Annotated in this window: 20 protein-coding genes and 1 tRNA gene; 11 read left to right on the forward strand and 10 right to left on the reverse strand. The window is 73.0% G+C overall.

The features are described from left to right. The first annotated feature begins 92 nt into the window (after positions 1–92). Positions 93–866, forward strand: a complete 774-nt coding sequence (locus HLI28_RS05620) for an IclR family transcriptional regulator domain-containing protein (protein WP_171246525.1) — start codon at positions 93–95, stop codon at positions 864–866. A gap of 3 nt (positions 867–869) precedes the next feature. Here the strand turns inward: HLI28_RS05620 and HLI28_RS05625 are convergent, their stop codons facing one another. From HLI28_RS05625 to HLI28_RS05635, 3 genes are all read right to left on the reverse strand, one after another. Further along, positions 870–1,877: an inorganic phosphate transporter gene (locus HLI28_RS05625; protein ID WP_171246564.1), complete on the reverse strand. Its 1,008-nt coding sequence runs from the start codon at positions 1,875–1,877 to the stop codon at positions 870–872. Between the two features lie 2 nt (positions 1,878–1,879). After that, positions 1,880–2,500, reverse strand: a complete 621-nt coding sequence (locus tag HLI28_RS05630) for a DUF47 domain-containing protein (RefSeq protein WP_171246526.1) — start codon at positions 2,498–2,500, stop codon at positions 1,880–1,882. Positions 2,501–2,750: 250 nt separating this feature from the next. After that, a complete protein-coding gene (locus HLI28_RS05635) occupies positions 2,751–3,350 on the reverse strand; it encodes a hypothetical protein (RefSeq protein WP_171246565.1) in 600 nt (199 codons plus the stop codon). A gap of 122 nt (positions 3,351–3,472) precedes the next feature. Between HLI28_RS05635 and HLI28_RS05640 the strand changes: the two genes are divergently transcribed. From HLI28_RS05640 to HLI28_RS05650, 3 genes are all read left to right on the forward strand, one after another. After that, on the forward strand, positions 3,473–3,925 hold the full coding sequence (locus tag HLI28_RS05640) for a MarR family winged helix-turn-helix transcriptional regulator (protein WP_171246527.1): 453 nt from the start codon (positions 3,473–3,475) through the stop codon (positions 3,923–3,925). Then, positions 3,922–5,583 (forward strand): MDR family MFS transporter, encoded by a 1,662-nt coding sequence (locus HLI28_RS05645; protein WP_171246528.1) that lies wholly within the window; start codon positions 3,922–3,924, stop codon positions 5,581–5,583. Before HLI28_RS05640 ends, HLI28_RS05645 begins: the two co-directional genes overlap by 4 nt. Before the next feature lie 109 nt (positions 5,584–5,692). After that, on the forward strand, positions 5,693–6,232 hold the full coding sequence (locus tag HLI28_RS05650; protein WP_171246529.1) for a MarR family winged helix-turn-helix transcriptional regulator: 540 nt from the start codon (positions 5,693–5,695) through the stop codon (positions 6,230–6,232). Positions 6,233–6,271: 39 nt separating this feature from the next. Here HLI28_RS05650 and msrB read toward each other — a convergent pair whose 3' ends face one another. Beyond that, positions 6,272–6,676, reverse strand: coding sequence for a peptide-methionine (R)-S-oxide reductase MsrB (gene msrB, locus HLI28_RS05655; protein WP_171246530.1), 405 nt, complete (start codon positions 6,674–6,676; stop codon positions 6,272–6,274). 40 nt (positions 6,677–6,716) lie between these two features. Further along, the gene (locus HLI28_RS05660) at positions 6,717–8,132 is read right to left on the reverse strand and encodes a DEAD/DEAH box helicase (RefSeq protein ID WP_171246531.1); all 1,416 of its coding nucleotides are present in this window, start codon (positions 8,130–8,132) and stop codon (positions 6,717–6,719) included. A 168-nt stretch (positions 8,133–8,300) separates the two neighbouring features. Between HLI28_RS05660 and HLI28_RS05665 the strand changes: the two genes are divergently transcribed. Continuing rightward, complete coding sequence (locus HLI28_RS05665) at positions 8,301–9,053, forward strand: M50 family metallopeptidase (protein WP_171246532.1); 753 nt, start codon at positions 8,301–8,303, stop codon at positions 9,051–9,053. Between the two features lie 9 nt (positions 9,054–9,062). On the opposite strand, the gene HLI28_RS05670 is transcribed toward HLI28_RS05665, so the two are convergent. Both HLI28_RS05670 and HLI28_RS05675 read right to left on the reverse strand, forming a co-directional pair. Then, positions 9,063–9,887 carry a DUF1206 domain-containing protein gene (locus HLI28_RS05670; protein WP_343035683.1) on the reverse strand — a complete coding sequence of 275 codons (825 nt, stop codon included), beginning with the start codon at positions 9,885–9,887 and terminating at the stop codon, positions 9,063–9,065. A 139-nt stretch (positions 9,888–10,026) separates the two neighbouring features. Beyond that, complete coding sequence (locus HLI28_RS05675) at positions 10,027–10,311, reverse strand: Fe-S cluster assembly protein HesB (RefSeq protein ID WP_171246533.1); 285 nt, start codon at positions 10,309–10,311, stop codon at positions 10,027–10,029. Positions 10,312–10,557: 246 nt separating this feature from the next. Between HLI28_RS05675 and HLI28_RS05680 the strand changes: the two genes are divergently transcribed. Beyond that, positions 10,558–10,630: transfer RNA gene (locus HLI28_RS05680), tRNA-Lys, on the forward strand. 39 nt (positions 10,631–10,669) lie between these two features. On the opposite strand, the gene HLI28_RS05685 is transcribed toward HLI28_RS05680, so the two are convergent. Further along, on the reverse strand, positions 10,670–11,554 hold the full coding sequence (locus HLI28_RS05685) for a F510_1955 family glycosylhydrolase (RefSeq protein WP_216077407.1): 885 nt from the start codon (positions 11,552–11,554) through the stop codon (positions 10,670–10,672). Between the two features lie 233 nt (positions 11,555–11,787). On the opposite strand from HLI28_RS05685, the gene HLI28_RS05690 reads away from it, so the two are divergent. The 4 genes from HLI28_RS05690 (at position 11,788) to HLI28_RS05705 (ending at position 16,329) form a co-directional block, all read left to right on the forward strand. Next, on the forward strand, positions 11,788–12,489 hold the full coding sequence (locus tag HLI28_RS05690; protein WP_171246534.1) for a response regulator transcription factor: 702 nt from the start codon (positions 11,788–11,790) through the stop codon (positions 12,487–12,489). After that, positions 12,486–13,634 carry an ATP-binding protein gene (locus HLI28_RS05695; protein ID WP_171246535.1) on the forward strand — a complete coding sequence of 383 codons (1,149 nt, stop codon included), beginning with the start codon at positions 12,486–12,488 and terminating at the stop codon, positions 13,632–13,634. Before HLI28_RS05690 ends, HLI28_RS05695 begins: the two co-directional genes overlap by 4 nt. 99 nt (positions 13,635–13,733) lie before the next feature. Beyond that, positions 13,734–14,057, forward strand: a complete 324-nt coding sequence (locus HLI28_RS15750) for an SHOCT domain-containing protein (protein ID WP_343035684.1) — start codon at positions 13,734–13,736, stop codon at positions 14,055–14,057. Between the two features lie 226 nt (positions 14,058–14,283). Further along, positions 14,284–16,329: a multicopper oxidase family protein gene (locus tag HLI28_RS05705; RefSeq protein WP_171246536.1), complete on the forward strand. Its 2,046-nt coding sequence runs from the start codon at positions 14,284–14,286 to the stop codon at positions 16,327–16,329. A gap of 17 nt (positions 16,330–16,346) precedes the next feature. On the opposite strand, the gene HLI28_RS05710 is transcribed toward HLI28_RS05705, so the two are convergent. Further along, on the reverse strand, positions 16,347–16,760 hold the full coding sequence (locus tag HLI28_RS05710) for a hypothetical protein (RefSeq protein ID WP_171246537.1): 414 nt from the start codon (positions 16,758–16,760) through the stop codon (positions 16,347–16,349). 155 nt (positions 16,761–16,915) lie between these two features. Between HLI28_RS05710 and HLI28_RS05715 the strand changes: the two genes are divergently transcribed. Further along, positions 16,916–17,719, forward strand: coding sequence for a glycerophosphodiester phosphodiesterase (locus tag HLI28_RS05715; protein ID WP_171246538.1), 804 nt, complete (start codon positions 16,916–16,918; stop codon positions 17,717–17,719). On the opposite strand, the gene HLI28_RS05720 is transcribed toward HLI28_RS05715, so the two are convergent. After that, positions 17,716–19,383, reverse strand: coding sequence for a mechanosensitive ion channel family protein (locus HLI28_RS05720; RefSeq protein ID WP_216077408.1), 1,668 nt, complete (start codon positions 19,381–19,383; stop codon positions 17,716–17,718). The two genes, HLI28_RS05715 and HLI28_RS05720, sit on opposite strands and share 4 nt — an antisense overlap. Between the last annotated feature and the right edge of the window lie 25 nt (positions 19,384–19,408).

The raw sequence follows: 19,408 nt of genomic DNA on the forward strand, positions 1-19,408 counted from the left end.
ACCCGCCGACGGTCGGCGGGGAGCCGTCGGACGGCGATAGTGTCTGGGATACCAGACAGTGCGTCCCGGTCGGCCGAGGGAGGTGGTGCGGCGTGGCAGGCAGCAGCGACGTCCCCGCGGCGCGCGCCACGGCGCGCCTGCTCGCCCACCTGGCGGCCCAGCCCGGCCCGGTCCCCGCGTCGTCCGTGGCCGCGAGCCTCGACCTGCCCCGGTCGTCCGTCTACCACCTGCTGTCCGTCCTGACCGACGAGGGGTTCGTGACCCACTACCCGGAGGAGCGTCGCTACGGCCTCGGGGTCGCGACGCTCGGGCTCGGCACCGCCTACACGCGTCAGGCACCCGTGACGCGGCTGGCCCGCCCCGTGGTCTCCCGGCTGGTGGAGGCGACCGGCGAGAACGGCCACCTCGCGCTCCTCAACGGACGTGAGGTGCTCTACCTGGTCGAGCAGCGGGCACCGGGCCGCCCGCCGCTCGTGTCCGACGTCGACGTCCGCCTGCCCGCCCACCTCACGGCGTCCGGGCGGGCGGTCCTCGCCCATCTGCCCGCCGCCCAGGTCCGGGCCGCCTACCCGACCACCGGGGCGTTCAGCGACCGCACGGGACGGGGGCCGCGCACGCTCAGCGAGCTGCGGACGGTGCTGCGCGAGGTCCGGCGGCGGGGGTACGCGGTCGAGGACGGCGAGGTGACCGACGGGTTCGCCTCGGTGGCGGACGTCGTCGTCGACCACCTCGACCGGCCGGTGGCCGGGCTCGCCCTGACGTTCCGGTCCTCCGATCGGGGCCCCGAGGACCGCGAGCGGCTGGCCGACCAGGTGTCCCGGGCGGCCGCCGCGATCAGCGCCCGCCTGGGCGCCCGGCCCCGGTGAGGGTCAGCCGCCGACGAGCGGCAGCAGCGCCAGCGTCGCCGCCGCCGCGAGCAGCGCGGCCACCGGGGCGGTGAGCAACCAGTAGATCGCGATCGTGCGGACCACGCCCCAGCGCACGGCGGTCCAGCGCCGGGTGGCGCCGGCGCCCATGATGGCCGAGGTGATGGTGTGCGTGCTCGACACCGGGGCGTAGAGGACGATGGCGTTCGCGTACAGCACGACCGCCGAGACCGACTCGGCGACGAACCCGCGCGCCGGGTCGAGGTCGATGATCCGCTGACCGAGCGTGCGCATGATGCGCCAGCCGCCGGCGTAGGTGCCGATCCCCATGGCGGTGGCCGCCGAGATCTTGACCCACAGCGGGACGCCGCCGCTCGTCGTGGCCGCGCCGACGGTGATCAGCGCGAGCCAGATGACACCCATCGTCTTCTGCGCGGACTGCAGTCCGTGCCCGAGCGCCATGGCGGCGGCCGAGGCGGTCTGCGCGAGGCGGAACCGCCGGTTGACCCGTGCCGGGGCGACGTTCCGCAGCAGCCACATCAGCGCGAGCATGAGACCGAAGGCGCCGACGAAGCCGACCGCCGGGGACAGCAGCATCGGCAGCACGACCTTGTCGACCACCTCGGCGCCGTACACCGCCATCCCGCCGGCCAGCCCGGCGCCCAGCAGGCCCCCGATGAGCGAGTGCGTCGAGGAGGTCGGCATCCCGGACCACCAGGCGTACAGGTTCCACACGACCGCGCCGAGCAGCGCGCTGAGCACCACGACGAGGGACTGCAGGGCGGTCGCGCCGTCGAGGTCGACGATCGAGGTCGCGATGGTCTCGGCCACCTCCGTGCCGAGCAGGGCACCGACGAAGTTCATGCCCGCGGCCATCGTCACCGCGATGCGCGGGGTCAGGGCCCGCGTCGAGACGGAGGTCGCGATCGAGTTCGCCGCGTCGAGGAAGCCGTTGGTGTAGGCGAACCCCAGCGCGACGACCACGATGACGACGACCAGCGCGACCTCCACCGTCACGACTCCTTGACGCTGATGGACTCGACGAGGTGGGCCACGCGCTCGAAGGCGTCGGTGGCCTCCTCGAGGGTGTCGACGATCTCCTTGAGCTTGATGAGCAGGATCGGGTCGGCGACCTTGTCGAACAGGTGCCCGAGCAGGGAGCGGTGCAGGTTGTCGCCCTGGTTCTCGAGCCGGTTGATCTCCACGCAGTACTCGGGGAGCTGGTCGAGCTTGCGCAGCCGCGGCATCGCGTCCGCGGTGAGCTCGGCGCAGCGCTGCAGCACCTGCACCTGCTCCGAGACGGCCATCGGCAGCTCGGAGACCTTGTACAGCACGATGAGGTGCCCCGCCTCGTCCATGGCGTCCATGCAGTCGTCCAGGGCGGAGGCCAGGTGGTACAGGTCGTCACGGTCGAAGGGCGTCACGAAGGTCTGGTTGAGCCGCCGCTTGATCGAGTGCGTGACGTCGTCGGCGAGGTGCTCCGCCTCGGCGAGGCGGGCGACGATCTGCTCGCGCTCCGGCCGGGAGGCGCCCAGCAGCTCGGCGAGCAGCGAGGCACCGGTGACGGTGTGCCGCGCGAGGGCGGCGAGCAGCTCGTAGTAGGTCGAGTCGCGCGGAGTGAGGCGCAGACGCACAGAGACCCCCGGTGGGAAAGAACGCTTTGGTCAGTCACAGGGTAGGACCCGCCCCGGGGCAGCGCGTACTCCGGTCACGGAGTTTCACCGCTCCGTGACGGTGGGAGGAGAAGAAGTGCGACGCCGGACCGGGAGCGCCTCTCGGCGCGTGGCCGCTCGAAGCGGCTGAAGATGGAGCCCGGGGCTACCGCGGCCCGGCGCCGCCCCACCATCGTAAGGGCGCGACCCGCGCACGTCGAAACCTCTCGCCTCAGTCGAGCGATCCCGCACGCCACAGCGCCGCGGCGTGCTCCAGCTCCTCCGCCGTGCGCGTCAGGTCGCTCGCCCCGCGGGTCATGCGGGCGGCGGCGTCCGGGTCGGCCGTCTCGCGGGCGTCCGCGTCGTAGGCCGCGCCGGTGGCCAGGATCCGGCAGAAGGCGGCGGCCCGTTCGAGCGCGACGGCGAGGTCGCCGCCGTAGACGCCCGAGAGGACGCGGTCGGCCAGCTCGCGCAGGTCGCTCGGGGTGGGCGGCCGCGGTACCCCCGCGACGACCTCGTGGACGGGCGCGACGTCGACCCCGAGGCGGTAGCGCAGGCCGATGGTCCGGGGGTCCCGGCGCACCCACTCGCGCAGCGCGTACAGCCGCCAGAGCGCACCGGGCAGGGACGCGGGGGCGGCGTCGGACCACAGCTCGGCCACGACGTCGAGGCCCTCCTCCTCCACGAGCCGGACGAGGCGTGCGACCACCTCCGGGTCCTCGGCGGCGCGCGCGGTGTGGACCACGGCGCGGGCGGTCGTATGGGCCACCTCGTCACGGCGTGCGGGATCGAGCTCTCCCGGCAGGCTCTCGGCCTCGACCGGGTCGAGCATCGCGGGGCGGCGGAAGCGGGGGCGGTCGGTCACCCCACCAGTCTCGCAGTCGGCGACCGGAATATTTGCATGCTGCAAGCACTTGACTTATTGTTTCTCGAAGCAACGAAAGGGGGTGCGCGATGTCCGACGACGCCACCACCGCTCTCGTCACGGCCCTCGAGCGGCTCAGCCGGGCCCAGCGCGAGGCCGCGGCCCGCATCGCCGGCGACCTCGGGCGCCCCCGCGCCGCGCTCGGCGTCGTGCGGCTGCTGCGCGTCCGCGGCCCCGTCCAGCTCTGCGAGGTCGCCGACACCCTGCGCGTGGACGCCTCGGTCGCCAGCCGGCAGGTCGGCGCGCTCGTCGAGGGCGGCTACGTGCGACGCACCGTCGACGAGACCGACCGGCGCGCCCGCACCCTCGAGCTCACGGACGCCGGCCACCGGCTCGCCGCCCAGAGCGACGACCGGTTCGACGCCTTCGTCGCCGAGGCCTTCGCCGACTGGTCGGCCGAGGACCTCGCCGACGCCATCGACCACATCCGCGACGTCGCGGACGCCATCAGCTCCGTCAGCCAGGAGGCCCCTCCCCGATGACCGACACGTCCACCCGATCCACCCCGACCGACACGCCCGCGACCGGCCGCGCCCCGGCGATGACCCGCCGCGAGACGCTGGAGGCCCTCTCGGGCATCCTGCTCGGCGTCTTCGTCTCCCTGCTCGCCACCACCATCGTCTCGACCGCGCTGCCGCGCATCGTCGCCGACCTCGAGGGCTCCCAGCACGCCTACACCTGGGTCGTCACGGCCATGCTGCTGACGATGACGATCTCCACCCCCCTGTGGGGCAAGCTCGCCGACCTGACGAACCGCAAGACGCTCATCCAGGTGGCGCTGGTCGTCACCGTGGTCTCCGCCGCGTCGGCCGGGTTCGCCCAGAACATGGAGATGCTCATCACGTCCCGCGCCCTGCAGGGCGTCGGCGCCGGCGGGCTGATGTCCCTGGCGACGGTGCTGATGTCCGACATCATCAGCCCCCGCGAGCGCGGCAAGTACATGGGCCTCATGGGTGGTGTCATGGCCGTGGCGCAGATCGGCGGCCCGCTGCTCGGCGGCGTCATCACCGACTCGATCGGCTGGCGCTGGACGTTCTTCGTCGGGGTGCCGTTCGCCGTGGTGGCCCTGGTCGTGCTCCGCAAGACCCTGCACCTGCCCGCCAGGCCGCCGCGCACCGTGCGCATCGACGCCGCCGGCGCCGCGCTCATCGCGCTCGGGGTCGCCCTCCTGCTGCTGTGGGTCACCTTCGCCGGCGACCAGTTCGACTGGGCGTCCTGGCAGACGGCCGCCATGGTGGGCGGCGCCGTCGTCGCTCTCCTCGCCGCGGCCCTCGTCGAGCGCCGCGCACCCGAGCCGATCATCCCCCTGCACCTGTTCCGCAACCGGACGTTCGTGCTGTCCGTCGTCGCCTCGGCGGCGGTGGGCGTGGCGATGTTCGGCACCGCGGTGTTCCTCGCCCAGTACCTGCAGCTGGCCCGGGGCATGACACCCACCCAGTCGGGTCTGCAGACGATCCCCATGGTGGTCGGCACCATGGTGGGCGGGATCGTGCTCGGCCGGATCATCTCCCGCACGGGCCGGTACAAGGCGATCATGATCGGCGGGGCCGTCGTGCTGACGGCCTCCCTGTTCGGGATGTCGACGATCGGGACCGGCACCAGCCTGGTCGTGGTCTCCGTGTTCCTGTTCGGGCTCGGGCTGTCCGTGGGGGCGCTCATGCAGAACCTCGTGCTCGCCACCCAGAACACGCTCGGCCTGCGCGACATGGGCGCGGGCACCGCCACCGTGGCGTTCTTCCGCTCGCTAGGCGGCGCGATCGGCGTCTCGGCCCTCGGCGCCGTCCCGGCGGCCGACGTCCGTGACGAGATCACGCGCGGCCTGGCCGGGCTCGGGGTCCCCGCCGGGACGCTCGGCGGGTCCAGCGGCTCCGTGCCCGACATGTCCACGCTGCCGGCGCCGGTCGCCGACGTCGTGTCCTCCGCCTACACCGAGGGGATCACCGGGATCTTCCTCGTCGCCGTGCCGATGGCCGTCGTGGCGCTCGTGGCGATCTGCTTCATCGTCGAGATCCCCCTCGGCGAGCGGTCCGGCATCGAGCAGACCCGCGACCTCGTCGCGGAGCAGGAGGCGGCGACGGACCCCGCTCCCGTCCCCGCCGCGGAGGATCGGACCACGCGCGCCGTCGACCCCCGGGAGTGACCGCCACCCGGCCCGGCAGGGGCAAATTCACCCGCTCCAGGGGGCCGGAGTTCAAATCGTGACCTCCGGAACGTCCCGAGAGCGTCGAGGGACCGCCATGATGGGGCACATGCACGACAGCGCTGCGCCCACGACCCCGCCGGACCCGACGACGGACCCCCTGGGTGCCCTGGAACGCGAGGTCCGCGTGCTGATCCGGCGGGCCCAGTCGACGGCCGCCCAGATGGCCCGGCTCATCCACCCGGAGCTCGACGCGTCGGCCTACCCGCTGCTCGCCCACATCGCCCAGTACCCGAACAGTCGCGGGTCCGACCTGGCGGCACACTTCGGCGTCGGCCGCGCCACCGTCTCCCGGCAGCTCAGCCGGATGGCGGACCTCGGACTGGTGCACCGCGAGACCGACCCCGAGGACACGCGCGGGCAGTGCATCACGCTCACCGACGACGGCGTCGCGCGGTTCGAGCACGCCCGCGACGCGCGGATCGGCATGCTCGAGGGTGCCCTGGCGTCGTGGTCCGAGGAGGACATCGCCGAGCTCGCCACGCTGCTGCGCCGCTACTCGGCGGACGTCGTCCGCTGGCTGGGGACCCGTCAGGGTGAGGAGTCGCCCGCCACGTCGGGCACGCCGTCGGTCGCGACGGCGGGCTGACCGCGGGGCCGCCCCGGACGGGCGGCCCCCGACGGTCGCTCAGCCCTCGACGGGCTCGAACGTCATGCTGACCGAGTTCATGCAGTAGCGGTCACCGGTCGGCGTCTGGGGTGCGTCGTCGAACACGTGGCCCAGGTGGGACCCGCACCGCGCGCAGCGCACCTCGATGCGTACCATCCCCAGCGACCGGTCCTCGATCAGCTCGACGCGGTCCTCCGCCAACGGGGTGTAGAAGGACGGCCACCCGCAGTGGGATTCGAACTTCGTCTCGCTGCGGAACAGCTCGCCGCCGCAGCCGCGACAGCGGTACACGCCCTCGCGCTGCTCGTCGAGCAGCTCACCCGTCCACGGCCGCTCCGTCCCGGCCTGGCGCAGCACCGAGAACTCCTGCGGGGACAGCTCGATGCGCCACTGGTCGTCAGTCTTGGAAACGTCGTAGGTCATGTCGGCGCCAACACCGCACGTCCGAGCGGTGTTCCCCGGCTCAGCGCTGCCGCGAGCCGCCGGACCGCGACGGCCGCTGCCGACCCTGCTGACCCTGACGCGGCTGCGCGGTCGCGCCCTGACCACCCTGGCCACCACGGCCCCGGCGACGACGGCGACGACCGTCGCCCGTGCCACCGGCGCCGGCCGTCGCGGCCTGCCCCGACGGCTTCTTCCCGGACGCGCGGCCCGCCTGCTGCGGCGGCGGCGTCTCGGACGGGGCCACGTAGGGGGCGACCTCTCCGACCAGCGCGGTCAGCGTGGCGTCACCGGGCGCGGCGGGCTGCGGGCGGGCGGTGATCCGCGCCTTGCGGGTCAGGTCGCGCACGTCGCCGCGCTCCTCGGGGAGCATCACGGTGACGACGTCGCCGCCCGAGCCGGCGCGCGCCGTGCGCCCGGACCGGTGCAGGTAGGCCTTGTGCTCGGCCGGCGGGTCGACGTGCACGACGAGCTCGATCTCGTCGACGTGGATGCCGCGCGCGGCGATGTCCGTCGCGACCATGACCTTGACGTCACCGGTCGAGAACGCGGCCAGGTTGCGTTCGCGCGCACCCTGCCCGAGGTTGCCGTGCAGGTCCACGGCCGGCACCCCGGCGGCGGTGAGCTGCCGGGCGAGCTTCTTCGCCTGGTGCTTCGTCCGCGTGAACAGCACCCGCCGGCCCGTCCCGCGGGCGAGCTCGTGGACGACCTGCTTCTTCGACTCCTTGTCCGCCACCGCGAGGATGTGGTGCGTCATCTTCGGCGGCGCGGCCGCGGCCTCGTCGACCGAGTGGGTCACCGGGTTCTTGAGGTAGCGCTTGACCAGGACGTCGACGCCGTTGTCCAGCGTGGCCGAGAAGAGCAGGCGCTGGCCGGTGCGCGGCGTGCGGTCCATGATCCGCTTCACGCCGGGCAGGAACCCGAGGTCGGCCATGTGGTCTGCCTCGTCCAGCACCGTGATCGCCACGTCCTCGAGCGTCAGCACCTTCTGGTTGAGCAGGTCCTCGAGACGCCCCGGGCACGCGATGACGACGTCGACGCCCTGACCGAGGGCCGTGACCTGGCGGGACTGCGCGACGCCGCCGAAGATCGTCGTCGTGCGCAGGCCGAGCGCCTCGGCCAGCGGCTTCATCGTCGCGTCGATCTGGTTCGCCAGCTCACGCGTCGGGCACAGCACCAGCGCGGTGGGCCTGTTCGGCACCCGGCGCGGGCGGCCGGCCGCACGTTCCCGCGCGGCGCGCTGCGCCAGCCGGGTCACGACGGGCAACGAGAACGCGAGCGTCTTGCCCGACCCGGTCCGGCCGCGGCCGAGGACGTCGGATCCCCCGAGCGTGTCGGGCAACGACGCCGACTGGATGGGGAAGGGGGTGGTGATGCCCGTCCGGGTCAGGTGCTCCACGACGGGGGCGGGCAGGCCGAATGCGGCGAAAGAAGTCAACAGAAAAGCCTCTCCGGACGTCGACGACGTCCACGGTCGGGGTCCGCCGCACGCAATCCGGGGGGATCTCCACGACGCCGGGCGCGCGGGTGTCGCAGCCGCCCTCAGGTCCCATTGTCACACGGCCCGTCGCTCGGACCCGCCGTGCCCCGGGCCCGACGTGGTGGAATGGCGGCCGTGGACGACTTCCTCACGACCGCCGGCGACGTGCTCGCGCAGATCTGGACCGCCGCGACCACCGCCGTGGACCCGCCCGACCGCACGGTGGTGATCGCTGCGGGCCTGGTGGCGCTGGCTGTCGTCGCCGTGTCCCCGGTGTGGCGTGTCGCACGGCACGTCATCACCATCGCGCACGAGGGGGCGCACGCGGTCGTGGCGATGCTCACGGGGCGGCGCCTGGACGGCATCCGCCTGCACTCGGATACCTCGGGGCTCACGGTCACGGCGGGCCGCCCCCGGGGCCTGGGCATGATCCTCACCGCGTTCGCGGGATACGTCGGCCCCGGGCTCGTCGGCCTCGGCGCGGCCTGGTTGCTGCGCGCCGGGTACGCCGTCGGGCTGCTCTGGCTGCTCGTCGTGCTGCTGGCCCTGCTGCTGCTGAAGATCCGCAACTGGTTCGGCCTGTGGTCCGTGCTCGTCAGCGGCGCGCTGCTGGTCGGGGTGTCCTGGTGGCTCGACCCGACCGTGCAGTCCGCCGTCGCGTACGCCGTGACCTGGTTCCTGCTCCTCGGTGCGGTGCGGCCCGTGGCCGAGCTGCAGTCGCAGCGGGCCAGGGGCCGCGCCCGCACCTCGGACGCGGATCAGCTCGGACGGCTCACCGGCGTGCCGGGGATCGTCTGGGTCCTGATCTTCTTCCTGGTGACGGTCGGTGCACTGGTGCTCGGCGGGTCGTGGATCGTCGGACCGGTCACGACCGCCTGAGCCGTCTCCTCAGAGCTTGGCGTAGCGGGCCCGGGCGAAGGAGTAGACGCCGTACGCGGCGATCCCGACACCCAGGACGACGAGCAGCGCGACACCGAACGGCTGCTCACGGACCGTGGTCAGCGCCTCCTCCATGCCACCGGCCTGGTCGGCGTCGTGCGTGACGGCTGCGGCGACGAACAGACCGCCCAGGACGCCGAGCGCGATGCCCTTGGCGATGTAGCCCACCTGGCCGAGGCGGACGACCGCGTTGCCCACGGTGCCACCACCGGTGCCCCGCAGGTCCTCGAGGAACTTCTTGGTCGCGCCCTTGTAGATGTGGTAGATCCCGACACCGATGACGGTGAGACCGACGGCGCCCACCAGCAGCACGCCGCCGGGAGCCCCCATCACGGAGGCGGTGAGGCTCTCCTCCTTGTTGCCACCGCCGCCCGACCCGCTGCCGGTGGCGTACTGACCCGCCGTGAAGGCGAGCACGGCGTAGAGGATGCCCTTGCCCGCCGCCTTGACGCGGGCGCCGGCCTCCTTCTTGTCCGACACGCCGGGGACACCGATGATCGCCTCGGTGAGTTCCCAGAGCCCGAGCGCAGCGAAGCCGACGGTCGCCGCCCAGAGCAGGATCTCGCCGCCCGGCGCCTGGCTGACCTGCTGCATCGCACCGGACGAGTCGGCCTGCCCGGAGGAGGACCCGAAGGCGAGCTGCACCGCCAGCCAGCCGATGATCAGGTGCAGCAGACCCGACGCTGCGTAGCCGGCCCGGGCGAGGGTCCGGACGGCCGGGTGGTTGCGGGCTTGCCGGGCAGCGCCCTGGGCGCTCTGGGACGTGGATGACACGTGGACACCTCCTGGTGGCCGCGACGGTCGCGGCGTGCCGTTCACCATGGCGCACATGTCCGCTCGGCGCCACGCGAGACGAAAGACGGCGGGCCGCCCTCCCTCAGGAGGACGACCCGCCGTCGCGGAGCTGGGGAGCTCAGGCCTGCGGCGTGAGCACGAATCCCGGTCCCTCGGGGGAGGGCTCGGCGTCGAGCTGCAGCGCGTCGAGGGCCGGCGCCGAGCCGGAGTCGACGAAGACGTTGGTCTCGCCGGACTCGTCGACCACCTGGTCCTCGGGCTGGGGCGCGGGGACGAGCGCGAGCTCGAAGTTGCCCGGCTGCTCGGCGGACTGCGCGATACGCAGACCGCCCTCGGCCGGGACGCCGGCCTGCTCGGCCAGCGAGTCGACGGCGGTGCGGGCGTTGTCCGTCACGGTGAGCATGGGAGCTCCTCTCGTCGGGTACGCGACTCGTCCACCGAATCAGGACCACGCGGCGAACGCAACGGTTCGCCGCGATCGCCGGAGAACGTCCCGGCCTGTGAGACTGCAGGTGACAGACCTGCCGGCGGGGCTTATGTTGCCCTCCCGGCCGCATTGTGAGACTCCTCGCAGCACGCGGCGGCGCAGCGCCCGCCGGCGCGCGGCGCCAGTAGGCTGGCCACAGCCTCCGGCCGGACGGTCGGCGGCGGGCCTCTAGCTCAATCGGCAGAGCAACGGACTTTTAATCCGTGGGTTCAGGGTTCGATCCCCTGGGGGCCCACCGACGCAGCACCCCCGGGCATCCTGTCCGACCGGCCGGTCAGTCCGTCAGCACGAAGAGCGTCGACTCGTCGACCGCGTAGGCGGTGGAGCGGTCGAGCGCGGCGATCGCCTGCGCCGACGCGATCTCCTCGTGCTCGGTCCACTGCCGGCCGTCGGCGCTGACCCAGGCCGTGCCGTCGACGTCCACACCCCACAGCGAGCCGTCGACCCCGGCGGACACCTGCCGCAGCAGCGGCGCCCCGTCCACCGGGGCGAAGGAAGCGGCCCGGTCCGTGCTGTGCATCAGACCGTCCGGGGTGGCGGCCCACACCTCGTCGCCGACCGCGGCGAGCGACGCGGCCGCCATCCGCGGCCCCTGGTCCCAGGTCGACCCGCCGTCGGTCGAGACGATCAGCCCGGTGACGCCGTCGAAACCGACGAGGTAGTCGTCGGTGACGGCCAGGGCGTGGAAGTCGATCTCGCCGGTCAGGGACACCGGGTCCCAGGTCTCGCCCCCGTCGTCGCTGCGCAGGAGCCCGAGCGGGTTGGGCAGCGGGCTGCCCGGGCCGGGGTGGCCGGAGGACACCAGGCGTCGGGTGCCGGGCAGCCCGGTCATGCCCATGAGGTCGTCCTGCGGGCCGACGGCGGTCACGCTCCCCCGGTCGTCGATGACGCGCACGCCCTCGTGGGTCCCGGCGCGCACGACCCCCTCGTCCTCCACGACCAGGCCGTGGACGTGGCTGATCGCCTCGTCGAGCGCCACGGTCCGCACGCGCGGACCGTTCTCCTCGGGTGCCGGGGAGGACGGTGACGGGGAGGACGAGAGCGTCGGTGTCGGCGTCCCACCTGCCTCGGCATCTCCCCCCTCCTGCTCGGCGGCGCCGCACGAGGACAGGACCAGGGAGAGCAGGGCGGCGAGGGCGAGGACGGCGGGGCGGTTCATGGGGGGGAGCTCCTCGGATCGGTGGCTGGACGCGTGCGGACGGTGACGCCGGCCGCGACCCCCGGATCCGACGGTCGCGGTGCGCGGCACACGACGATCGTGGCCCTGTCAGCAGGAGAGAACGCCGCGCGTTCGATGAAGGTTCCATCAAGGCGGCCTGCCGAGGCCGTCCGGACGCCGCCCGGGACGCCGTCGGGTCCTAGCATCGAGGGGGACGACGAAGGAGGGTGGCGATGGCGGACCGGGTCCGGGCACTGGTCGTCGAGGACGAGCGCGCGCTGGCCGAGGTGATCGCCGGCTACCTGCGCCGGGAGCAGTTCGACGTCCTCGTCACCCACGACGGTCCGGCCGCGGTCGAGGCGGCCCGCACCCACGCACCGGACCTGATCATGCTGGACGTCATGCTGCCGGGGTTCGACGGCGTCGAGGTCTGCCGCCGGGTGCGCACCTTCAGCGACGCGTACGTCGTGATGCTCACGGCCCGTGACGAGGAGACGGACAAGGTCGTCGGCCTGTCGGTCGGCGCCGACGACTACGTGGTCAAGCCGTTCTCGCCGCGCGAGCTGGTCGCGCGGGTGCAGGCGATGCTGCGCCGACCACGCTCCGCGACGCCCGACGGGGCGACCGCGACCCGCGTCCTCGCCCTGGGGGACGTGACGGTCGACCCCGAGTCGAGGCAGGTCGTCGTCGACGGCCGGGAGGTCGACCTGACCCGCACCGAGTTCGACCTGCTGGCCACCATGGCGGCACGACCACGCACGGCGTTCAGCCGCGAGCAGCTGATGGAGGCGGTGTGGGGGCCGGGCTGGTTCGGCGACGAGCACGTCGTCGACGTCCACGTCGGGCACCTGCGCCGGAAGCTCGGTGACGATCCCGCCGTGCCACGCTACATCCGCACCGTGCGCGGCGTCGGCTACGGGGCGGTCCCGCGGTGAGCACCGCTCGCGCGCGCGGGCCGCGACGCCGGGTCCGGGACGGCCTGGCCGCGCGTCTGATGCTGGCGCAGTTCCTGGTGATCACCGCCGGGGCGGTCACGCTGCTGGGCACCGCCTTCCTCGTCGCCCCGGGGCTGTTCTCCGACCATCTCGCCCGGGCCGGAGCCCCGGACGAGGAGACGCTCGACCACGTCCGGTCCGCGTTCACGGACGCCCTCGGCATCGCCCTGCCGGTCGGAGCCCTCATGGCGCTCGCGGCCGCCGGACTGGTCTCGTGGGTGCTGGTGCGACGTCTGGTGCGCCCGATCGAGCAGCTCGCCGTCTCGGCGGACACCATCGCGACGGGACGCGGCGAGGCCCCGGTCCCCGTCGCGGCGTTCAGCTCCGAGATGCGGCAGCTCTCGGACTCCTTCGAGCACATGGCGCGGCGGCTGGCCGACGTCGACAGCGGCCGCGCCCGCCTGCTCGCCGACCTCGCCCACGAGCTGCGGACGCCGTTGGCCACGCTGCAGGCCTATCTGCAGGGGATGCAGGACGGCGTCGTCCCGCTGACCGACGAGTCGTGGGAGACCGCCCAGCAGCAGGTCGACCGGCTGCGCCGTCTCAGCAGCGACGTGCGCGAGGTCGCCGCAGCCCAGGAGCACGCGCTCGACCTGCGCCGCGAGCCGTTGGACATGGTCGGGTCCGCCGCCTCCGCGGTGGCCCTCGCGGAGCCTCGCGCGACGGCCGCCGGCATCACCGTGAAGCTGGTTCCCCCGCCGGTAGCCACGGCCGAGGTGCTCGCCGACCGTGACCGGATCGGGCAGGTGCTGGGGAACCTGCTGGACAACGCCGTGCGCCACACGCCGCCCGGCGGCCGGGTCGACGTGGGCGTGGCCCGGGGCGACGATCAGGTCACGGTGACCGTGACGGACACCGGGCCGGGCGTCCCCGCCGATCAGCGCGAGGCGATCTTCGACCGGTTCCACCGCGGGGATCCGTCGCGAACCGCCGACGGCTCGGGCAGCGGTCTCGGTCTCACCATCGCCCGGGCCATCGTCGTCGAGCTCGGTGGCCGGCTCGAGGCGAGCGGCCCGCAGGGTCCTGCCGACGGAGCACGGTTCGTCGTCCGGCTGCCCGCGCACGACCCGCGGCCGGCGTCTTGATCGTTTCTTCACCGGCCGGAGATCGGTCCGCCGGTCTGCCGCGACATCCTCGAAGGAGCCGGTACCAGCGGGGGCCGGCCGACAGCGGAGGGAGGCATCGTGATCGGCATCGCACTGGGAACCCTGGTCGCCTCGGACGGCGGGTCCGGGACGGACGGATGGGGCCACATGGGTGACGGCTGGGGCATGGGCTGGGGCGGCGGGTGGATGATGCTCGTCTGGGTCGTCGTCTGGGTCGTGGTCCTGGGACTGATCGTCTGGGGCGTGGTCGCCCTGACCCGCAGCGGCCGACGCGACGGCGGCGCGGCATCACCCACGCCCACCGAGGTCCTGGAGATGCGCTTCGCCCGCGGGGAGATCACGGACGAGGAGTACCGCCGGGCACGCGCGACGCTCGAGGAGCGAAGGAACGACGGTCGGTAGCGCGGATGTCCTCGGGACCGGGTGAATTTCGGCCGACCACCGGGGTTCGGGACCTTTGGCACCTTGACGCTGCGGGGGGACGGATCAACGATTTCTGCTAGGAGCCGCGACCTTTCGAGGGGGAGGGGGGCGTATTCCGCGACACCGACGACGTGTCGCCCAGGGTTCCGTTCACGTTCGCGACGCCCCGCGGCTCCGCGCCTCGAACCTCACCGAAGGCACGATCATGGAGCTGAGCAGGCGAGACTTTCTGAGAATTGCCGGTGCCGGCGCCGGCGCCGTGGCGCTGAGCAGCGTCCCGGTGCTCCCGACCGCCGCACCCTCGAGGTACGCGGCGTTCGCGGCACCCCTCACCGCCGGACTGAGCGACCCGGCGCTGCAACCGAAGTTCGTCGAGCTGGCCCCCAACGCGCTCGACCCTAGTTTTCTGTTCAAGGACCTCAACGAGAGAGGCGGGCCGGCCACGCGTCCGGACTTCAGACTCCGGGCCCGGCAGACCGTGCAACAGACCGGGCTCATCGAACCGAAGAACGGCCGCCGCCTCACGACCCCGGTCTGGGGCTACGGCGACAGCACCGTCTCGTGGCCGGGACAGACCTTCCAGGTCGCTAGCGCGTCGGCCGGCGGAGCGGACGAGACGACCGTGCGTTGGGACAACGAGCTCCCGAACCGGCACCTGCTGCCGGTCGACGAGAACCTGCACTGGGCCTACTCGCTGCACGGTGCCGGCTCGGCGAACGGCGTGGACTACCGGCAGTACAGCATCAGGAAGAACGGCGTCCCGATGATCACCCACCTGCACGGGGGCAACACGGACTTCCAGTACGACGGGAACCCGGAGTTCTTCTACGGACGCCAGAGCCTCGTCACCGGGCCACAGTGGGACTTCGTGGACGGCGGGTTCACCAACACGTTCCGCTACAACAACGACGTCCCCGCCGGGAACCTCTGGTACCACGACCACACGCTGGGCATCACACGGCTCAACGTGTACGCGGGTCTGGCCGGCTTCTACTTCGTCCGGGACGAGATCGACACCGGGACGGCCGACAACCCGCTGGACCTGCCGGCGTTCCCCTACGAGCTCGCCTACGCGATCCAGGACCGCATGTTCACCGACCGCGGAGCGCTGTTCTACCCGGCCTTCCCCGGTGACCCGTTCTACGACGACTTCATCACCGGCCAGGGCGTCGTCCTGCCGCCCGACCTCTTCCCCGGCGGCGGTCCCACCGCGCTCGCCGAGTTCTTCGGCGACCACATGGTGGTCAACGGCAAGATCTGGCCCAAGGCGGACGTCGAGCCGCGGAACTACCGGATGCACCTGCTCAACGGCTGCGACTCACGCTTCCTCGTCACCCAGTTCGTCGCCGTGAACGCCGGGGCGACCGACCCCAGCTCGGGGACGCCCGTGCCGTTCTGGGTGATCGGCTCCGACCAGGGGCTCGGCACGCCCGCGCAGACCGACACGCTCGTCATCGAGCCGGGCGGGCGCTACGACGTGGTCGTCGACTTCTCCCAGGTGCCGGCGGGCAGCCGGGTGATCCTGAAGAACCTCGGCGGGGACGCCCCCTTCGGTGGGGCCTTCGGAGGTGACCTCGACCCGGACGACCTGTTCCCGGACCGGCAGACCGACCGGATCATGGCGTTCGACGTCGTCGTCCCGCTGTCGGACGTGCCGGACATCTTCGACCCGGACAGCCTGTCCGGGTACGGGGGCGTCGGGCCCGAGAACACCACTCGACGGGTCGCCCTGTTCGAGGGGACCGACGAGTTCGGCCGCCTCCAGCCGCTGCTGGGGACCGTGGCGAACGACATCACCGGGACGAACGTCGCCACGGCGTACACCTGGTTCCAGCCCCCGACGGAGACCCCGACGGCGGGCGACACCGAGATCTGGGAGGTCTACAACTTCACCGCGGACGCGCACCCGATCCACCTGCACCTGGTCAACTTCGAGATCCTCGACCGGCAGGCCTTCGAGTACGACATCACCGGGACGCAGACGACGACCCAGCACAACGGCACGACGGGAGAAGCCGCCGAGATCTCGAACATCCGCAACCTCACGCCGGCGTCGGTGGGGAGCGAGTACTTCGAGAACGCCCCGAAGGACATGGTCACCGCGCTGCCCGGCGATCCCGACGGTGCTCCGCCGACCGGACAGATGGTGCGGATCAAGGCCGACTTCTCCAAGAGCGGCCGGTACGTCTGGCACTGCCACATCCTGTCGCACGAGGACCACGAGATGATGCGGGTCCTCCAGGTCGGCTGACGTGAGCTCTGGAACGCTCAGGTGGCGCGGAAGAACGCGTTCGCCCGGGCGTTCCAGAGCATCACGATGATCAGGAGGGCGAACAGCCCGGACAGGAGCGCGGACCAGAACCCGGCGTACTCCCCCCAGACGATGACGACCCAGAGGGAGAGCACCACGCGCAGCGCCATGAGCAGAGTGACCAGGAACCGGGAGAAGCGGTTCCCGTTGCCGAGGCCGACCGCGACCAGGGCGACGACGAGGCCGAGGGCGATCTCGACCCAGGCGTAGACGGGGGCGTCGCTCGCGCCGATGCCGGCATCGGCGAGCACCTCGTCGGTGGCGAGCAGCATGAGCACCCCGCCGACGACCGAGGCGATGGCGACCAGCCAGGTCAGCACCACGACGAACGTGACGCTGCCGGGACGGGTGACGGGACCTGGAGCGGACATGGGAACCCTCCCTGGGTCGTGCTGCAGCCGCGGCGCCGCCGGGTGCGCGGTACGGACGCTGACCACGCTAGACAGCGTCCCGTGCGCTCGCGCGGCGGAGCCTCTCGGCCCGGTGCGACGCACGCGGGGTGACGCCGGGGCCGGCACGGCGCAGGATGGTCGTCGTGACCACGCTGCTGCCCGACCACCCGGACCCCGACCGTCCCGTCGTCGTCGCCCACCGCGGCTACTCCGCCGTGGCGCCGCAGAACACGTTCGCCGCCTTCGACGCGGCGTGGCGTGCCGGCGCCCCGGCCCTGGAGCTCGACGTGCGGCTCAGCGCCGACGGCGTCCCCGTCGTCATCCACGACCCGGTCGTCGACCGGGTGACCGACGGTTCCGGCGCCGTCGCCGACCTCGACGTCCACACCCTGCAGGGCCTCGACGCCGGGGGCCCGTTCTCGTCGGCGTTCGCCGGGCAGCGCATCCCGCTCCTGCAGGACGTCCTGGCGTTCCTGGCTGCCCGGCCCGGCATGGACCTCCTGTGCGAGTACAAGGGCGCCTGGACGACGGAGCAGGTCGCCCCGACGACGTCCGCGATCGATGCCGCCGGGCTGGCGGGGCGCTGCATCGTCCAGGGGTTCCACCGCGGGACGGTGGCGGCGCTGCGGGAGGCCGCACCACACCTGCCCCGGGGGCTGCTCTGCGAGGAGGTGCCGGCCGACCTCCTGGACGCCGCCGCCGACCTCGACGTCGTGACCGTCAACCCCGCCGTGGCGTCCGTGCTGGCCGATCCGGCGCTCGTCCGACACGCGCAGGCGGCGGGCCGCCGGGTCATGCCCTGGACCGCCAACTCGTCCCGGGAGTGGGAGCTCCTGCTCGGCGCCGGCGTCGACGGCGTGGTGACCGACCGGCCCGGCGAGCTGCGCGGATGGCTCAGCGGGCGCGCGCGGCGCGGGGCGGGCTCGGTCGTCGGCTAGCCGCCGTCACCGCCCTCGACCGGGCCGCCCTCCCCGGAGTCCCGGGACAGCCCGGACCGACGCATCCGGCGGTGCGCCTCGTCGTCGGCGGGGTCGTCGGACTCCGCGGCGGTGCCGTCGTCGGAGGTGCCGTCCGCGGCGACCCGCGGGTCGTCGGGTGTGCCGGTGCTGTCGTCCTCGATCGCGATCTCCCCCGTCAGCCGGCGCTCGGCGTTCTCCTCGCGCTCCTCGATGACGTCCTGCCCCGGACCGTTGAAGGTCCGCGACCGCTCCTCGGCCGACTCGCTGCCGCTGTACAGCCCCGGACGGTCGACGCTGTCGAGCACCATCGTCGCGTCGGCCGCGGCGTCTGGCGCCGGCGCGGGCTCCTCCCAGCGCCGGTCGCGCAGCCGGCGGAGCAGACCCCGCTCCCGGACGGAGGTCCGCCGGGGCCCGGAGGTCGCCGTGCGCCCCGGGACGACGATGAGGCCGTCGTCCTCGTCCTGCTCGGCCCCGGGCGAGAGGGCCGCGGCGTCGTCGGGCTCCGGCTGCGCCGCGTCCTCGCTCGGGGCTGCGGCGTCCTCGACGGCCGGCAGCACGTGGTCGGCCTCCTCGAAGCGGGTCCGCGGGATGGCGTACGGAGCCTCGCGCTGCAGCCAGGACACCAGGCCCTCGCGCACGGTGCACCGCAGGTCCCACAGGGTCGGCGAGTCCTGTGCGCTGACCAGGGCACGGACGCGGACGTACCCGGACGTGGCGGAGGTCACCTCGAGGATGCCGAGCCGCTCGTCCCACAGGGACGAGGCGCGCAGGATCCGCTCCAGCTCGGCCCGCATCGCCGCCAGCGGGACGCGGAAGTCGACGTCGAACTCCACGGTGCCGAGCAGGTCGGCGGCCCGCCGCGTCCAGTTCTCGAACGGCGTCGTCGTGAAGTAGGTGCTGGGCAGGATGATGCGCCGGTCGTCCCACACGTGGACGACGACGTAGGTCAGGGTGATCTCCTCGATCCGGCCGAACTCGCCCTCGAGCACCACGACGTCGTCCACGCGGATCGCGTCGGTGAACGCGATCTGCATGCCGGCGAAGGTGTTCGCCAGGCTCGACTGCGCGGCGAGGCCGGCGACCAGCGAGAGCACACCGGCCGAGGCCAGGATCGAGGCACCCGCGGTGCGCATCTGCGGGAACGTGAGCAGCACGGCGGCGATCGCGAACACGACGACGACCGCGACGGTGAACCGCCGCACGATGGAGATCTGGGTCTCCACACGGCGTTTGTGCCGGTCGTCGTGGCTGCCGGCGAGCCGGGCCAGGGTGCGGTCCTCCACGACGAACGCCATGGCGCCGACCAACCAGGCCCCCGCCAGGATCGCGGTGATGACCAGCGTGTGCTGGACCACGCCGTACCAGGCCTGGTCCCGGTCCGCCGACACGGTGACCGCGACCCACACGGCGACGGTCATGAGCAGCGCGCGCAAGGGCTTGCGGAGCCGGGTCGCCATGTCGCGCAGCAGCGGCCGACGCCGGGCTAGGCGCCGGATCAGCGCCGACACCACGGTCACCAGGAGGTACGCCACCACCAGCGCGGCCCCGGCCCAGGCCAGGGTCACGGTCAGGGAGACCGTCGCCTCGACCGTCTGGTCGACCGTCTCCTCGTCGATTCCTCCGCCATCACCGTCCAGGAACATGAGGATCAGCCTAAGGACGCCCGGC

This window comes from Isoptericola sediminis (genome assembly GCF_013085345.1).
In the GTDB taxonomy this organism is placed as follows: Bacteria; Actinomycetota; Actinomycetes; order Actinomycetales; family Cellulomonadaceae; genus Isoptericola; species Isoptericola sediminis.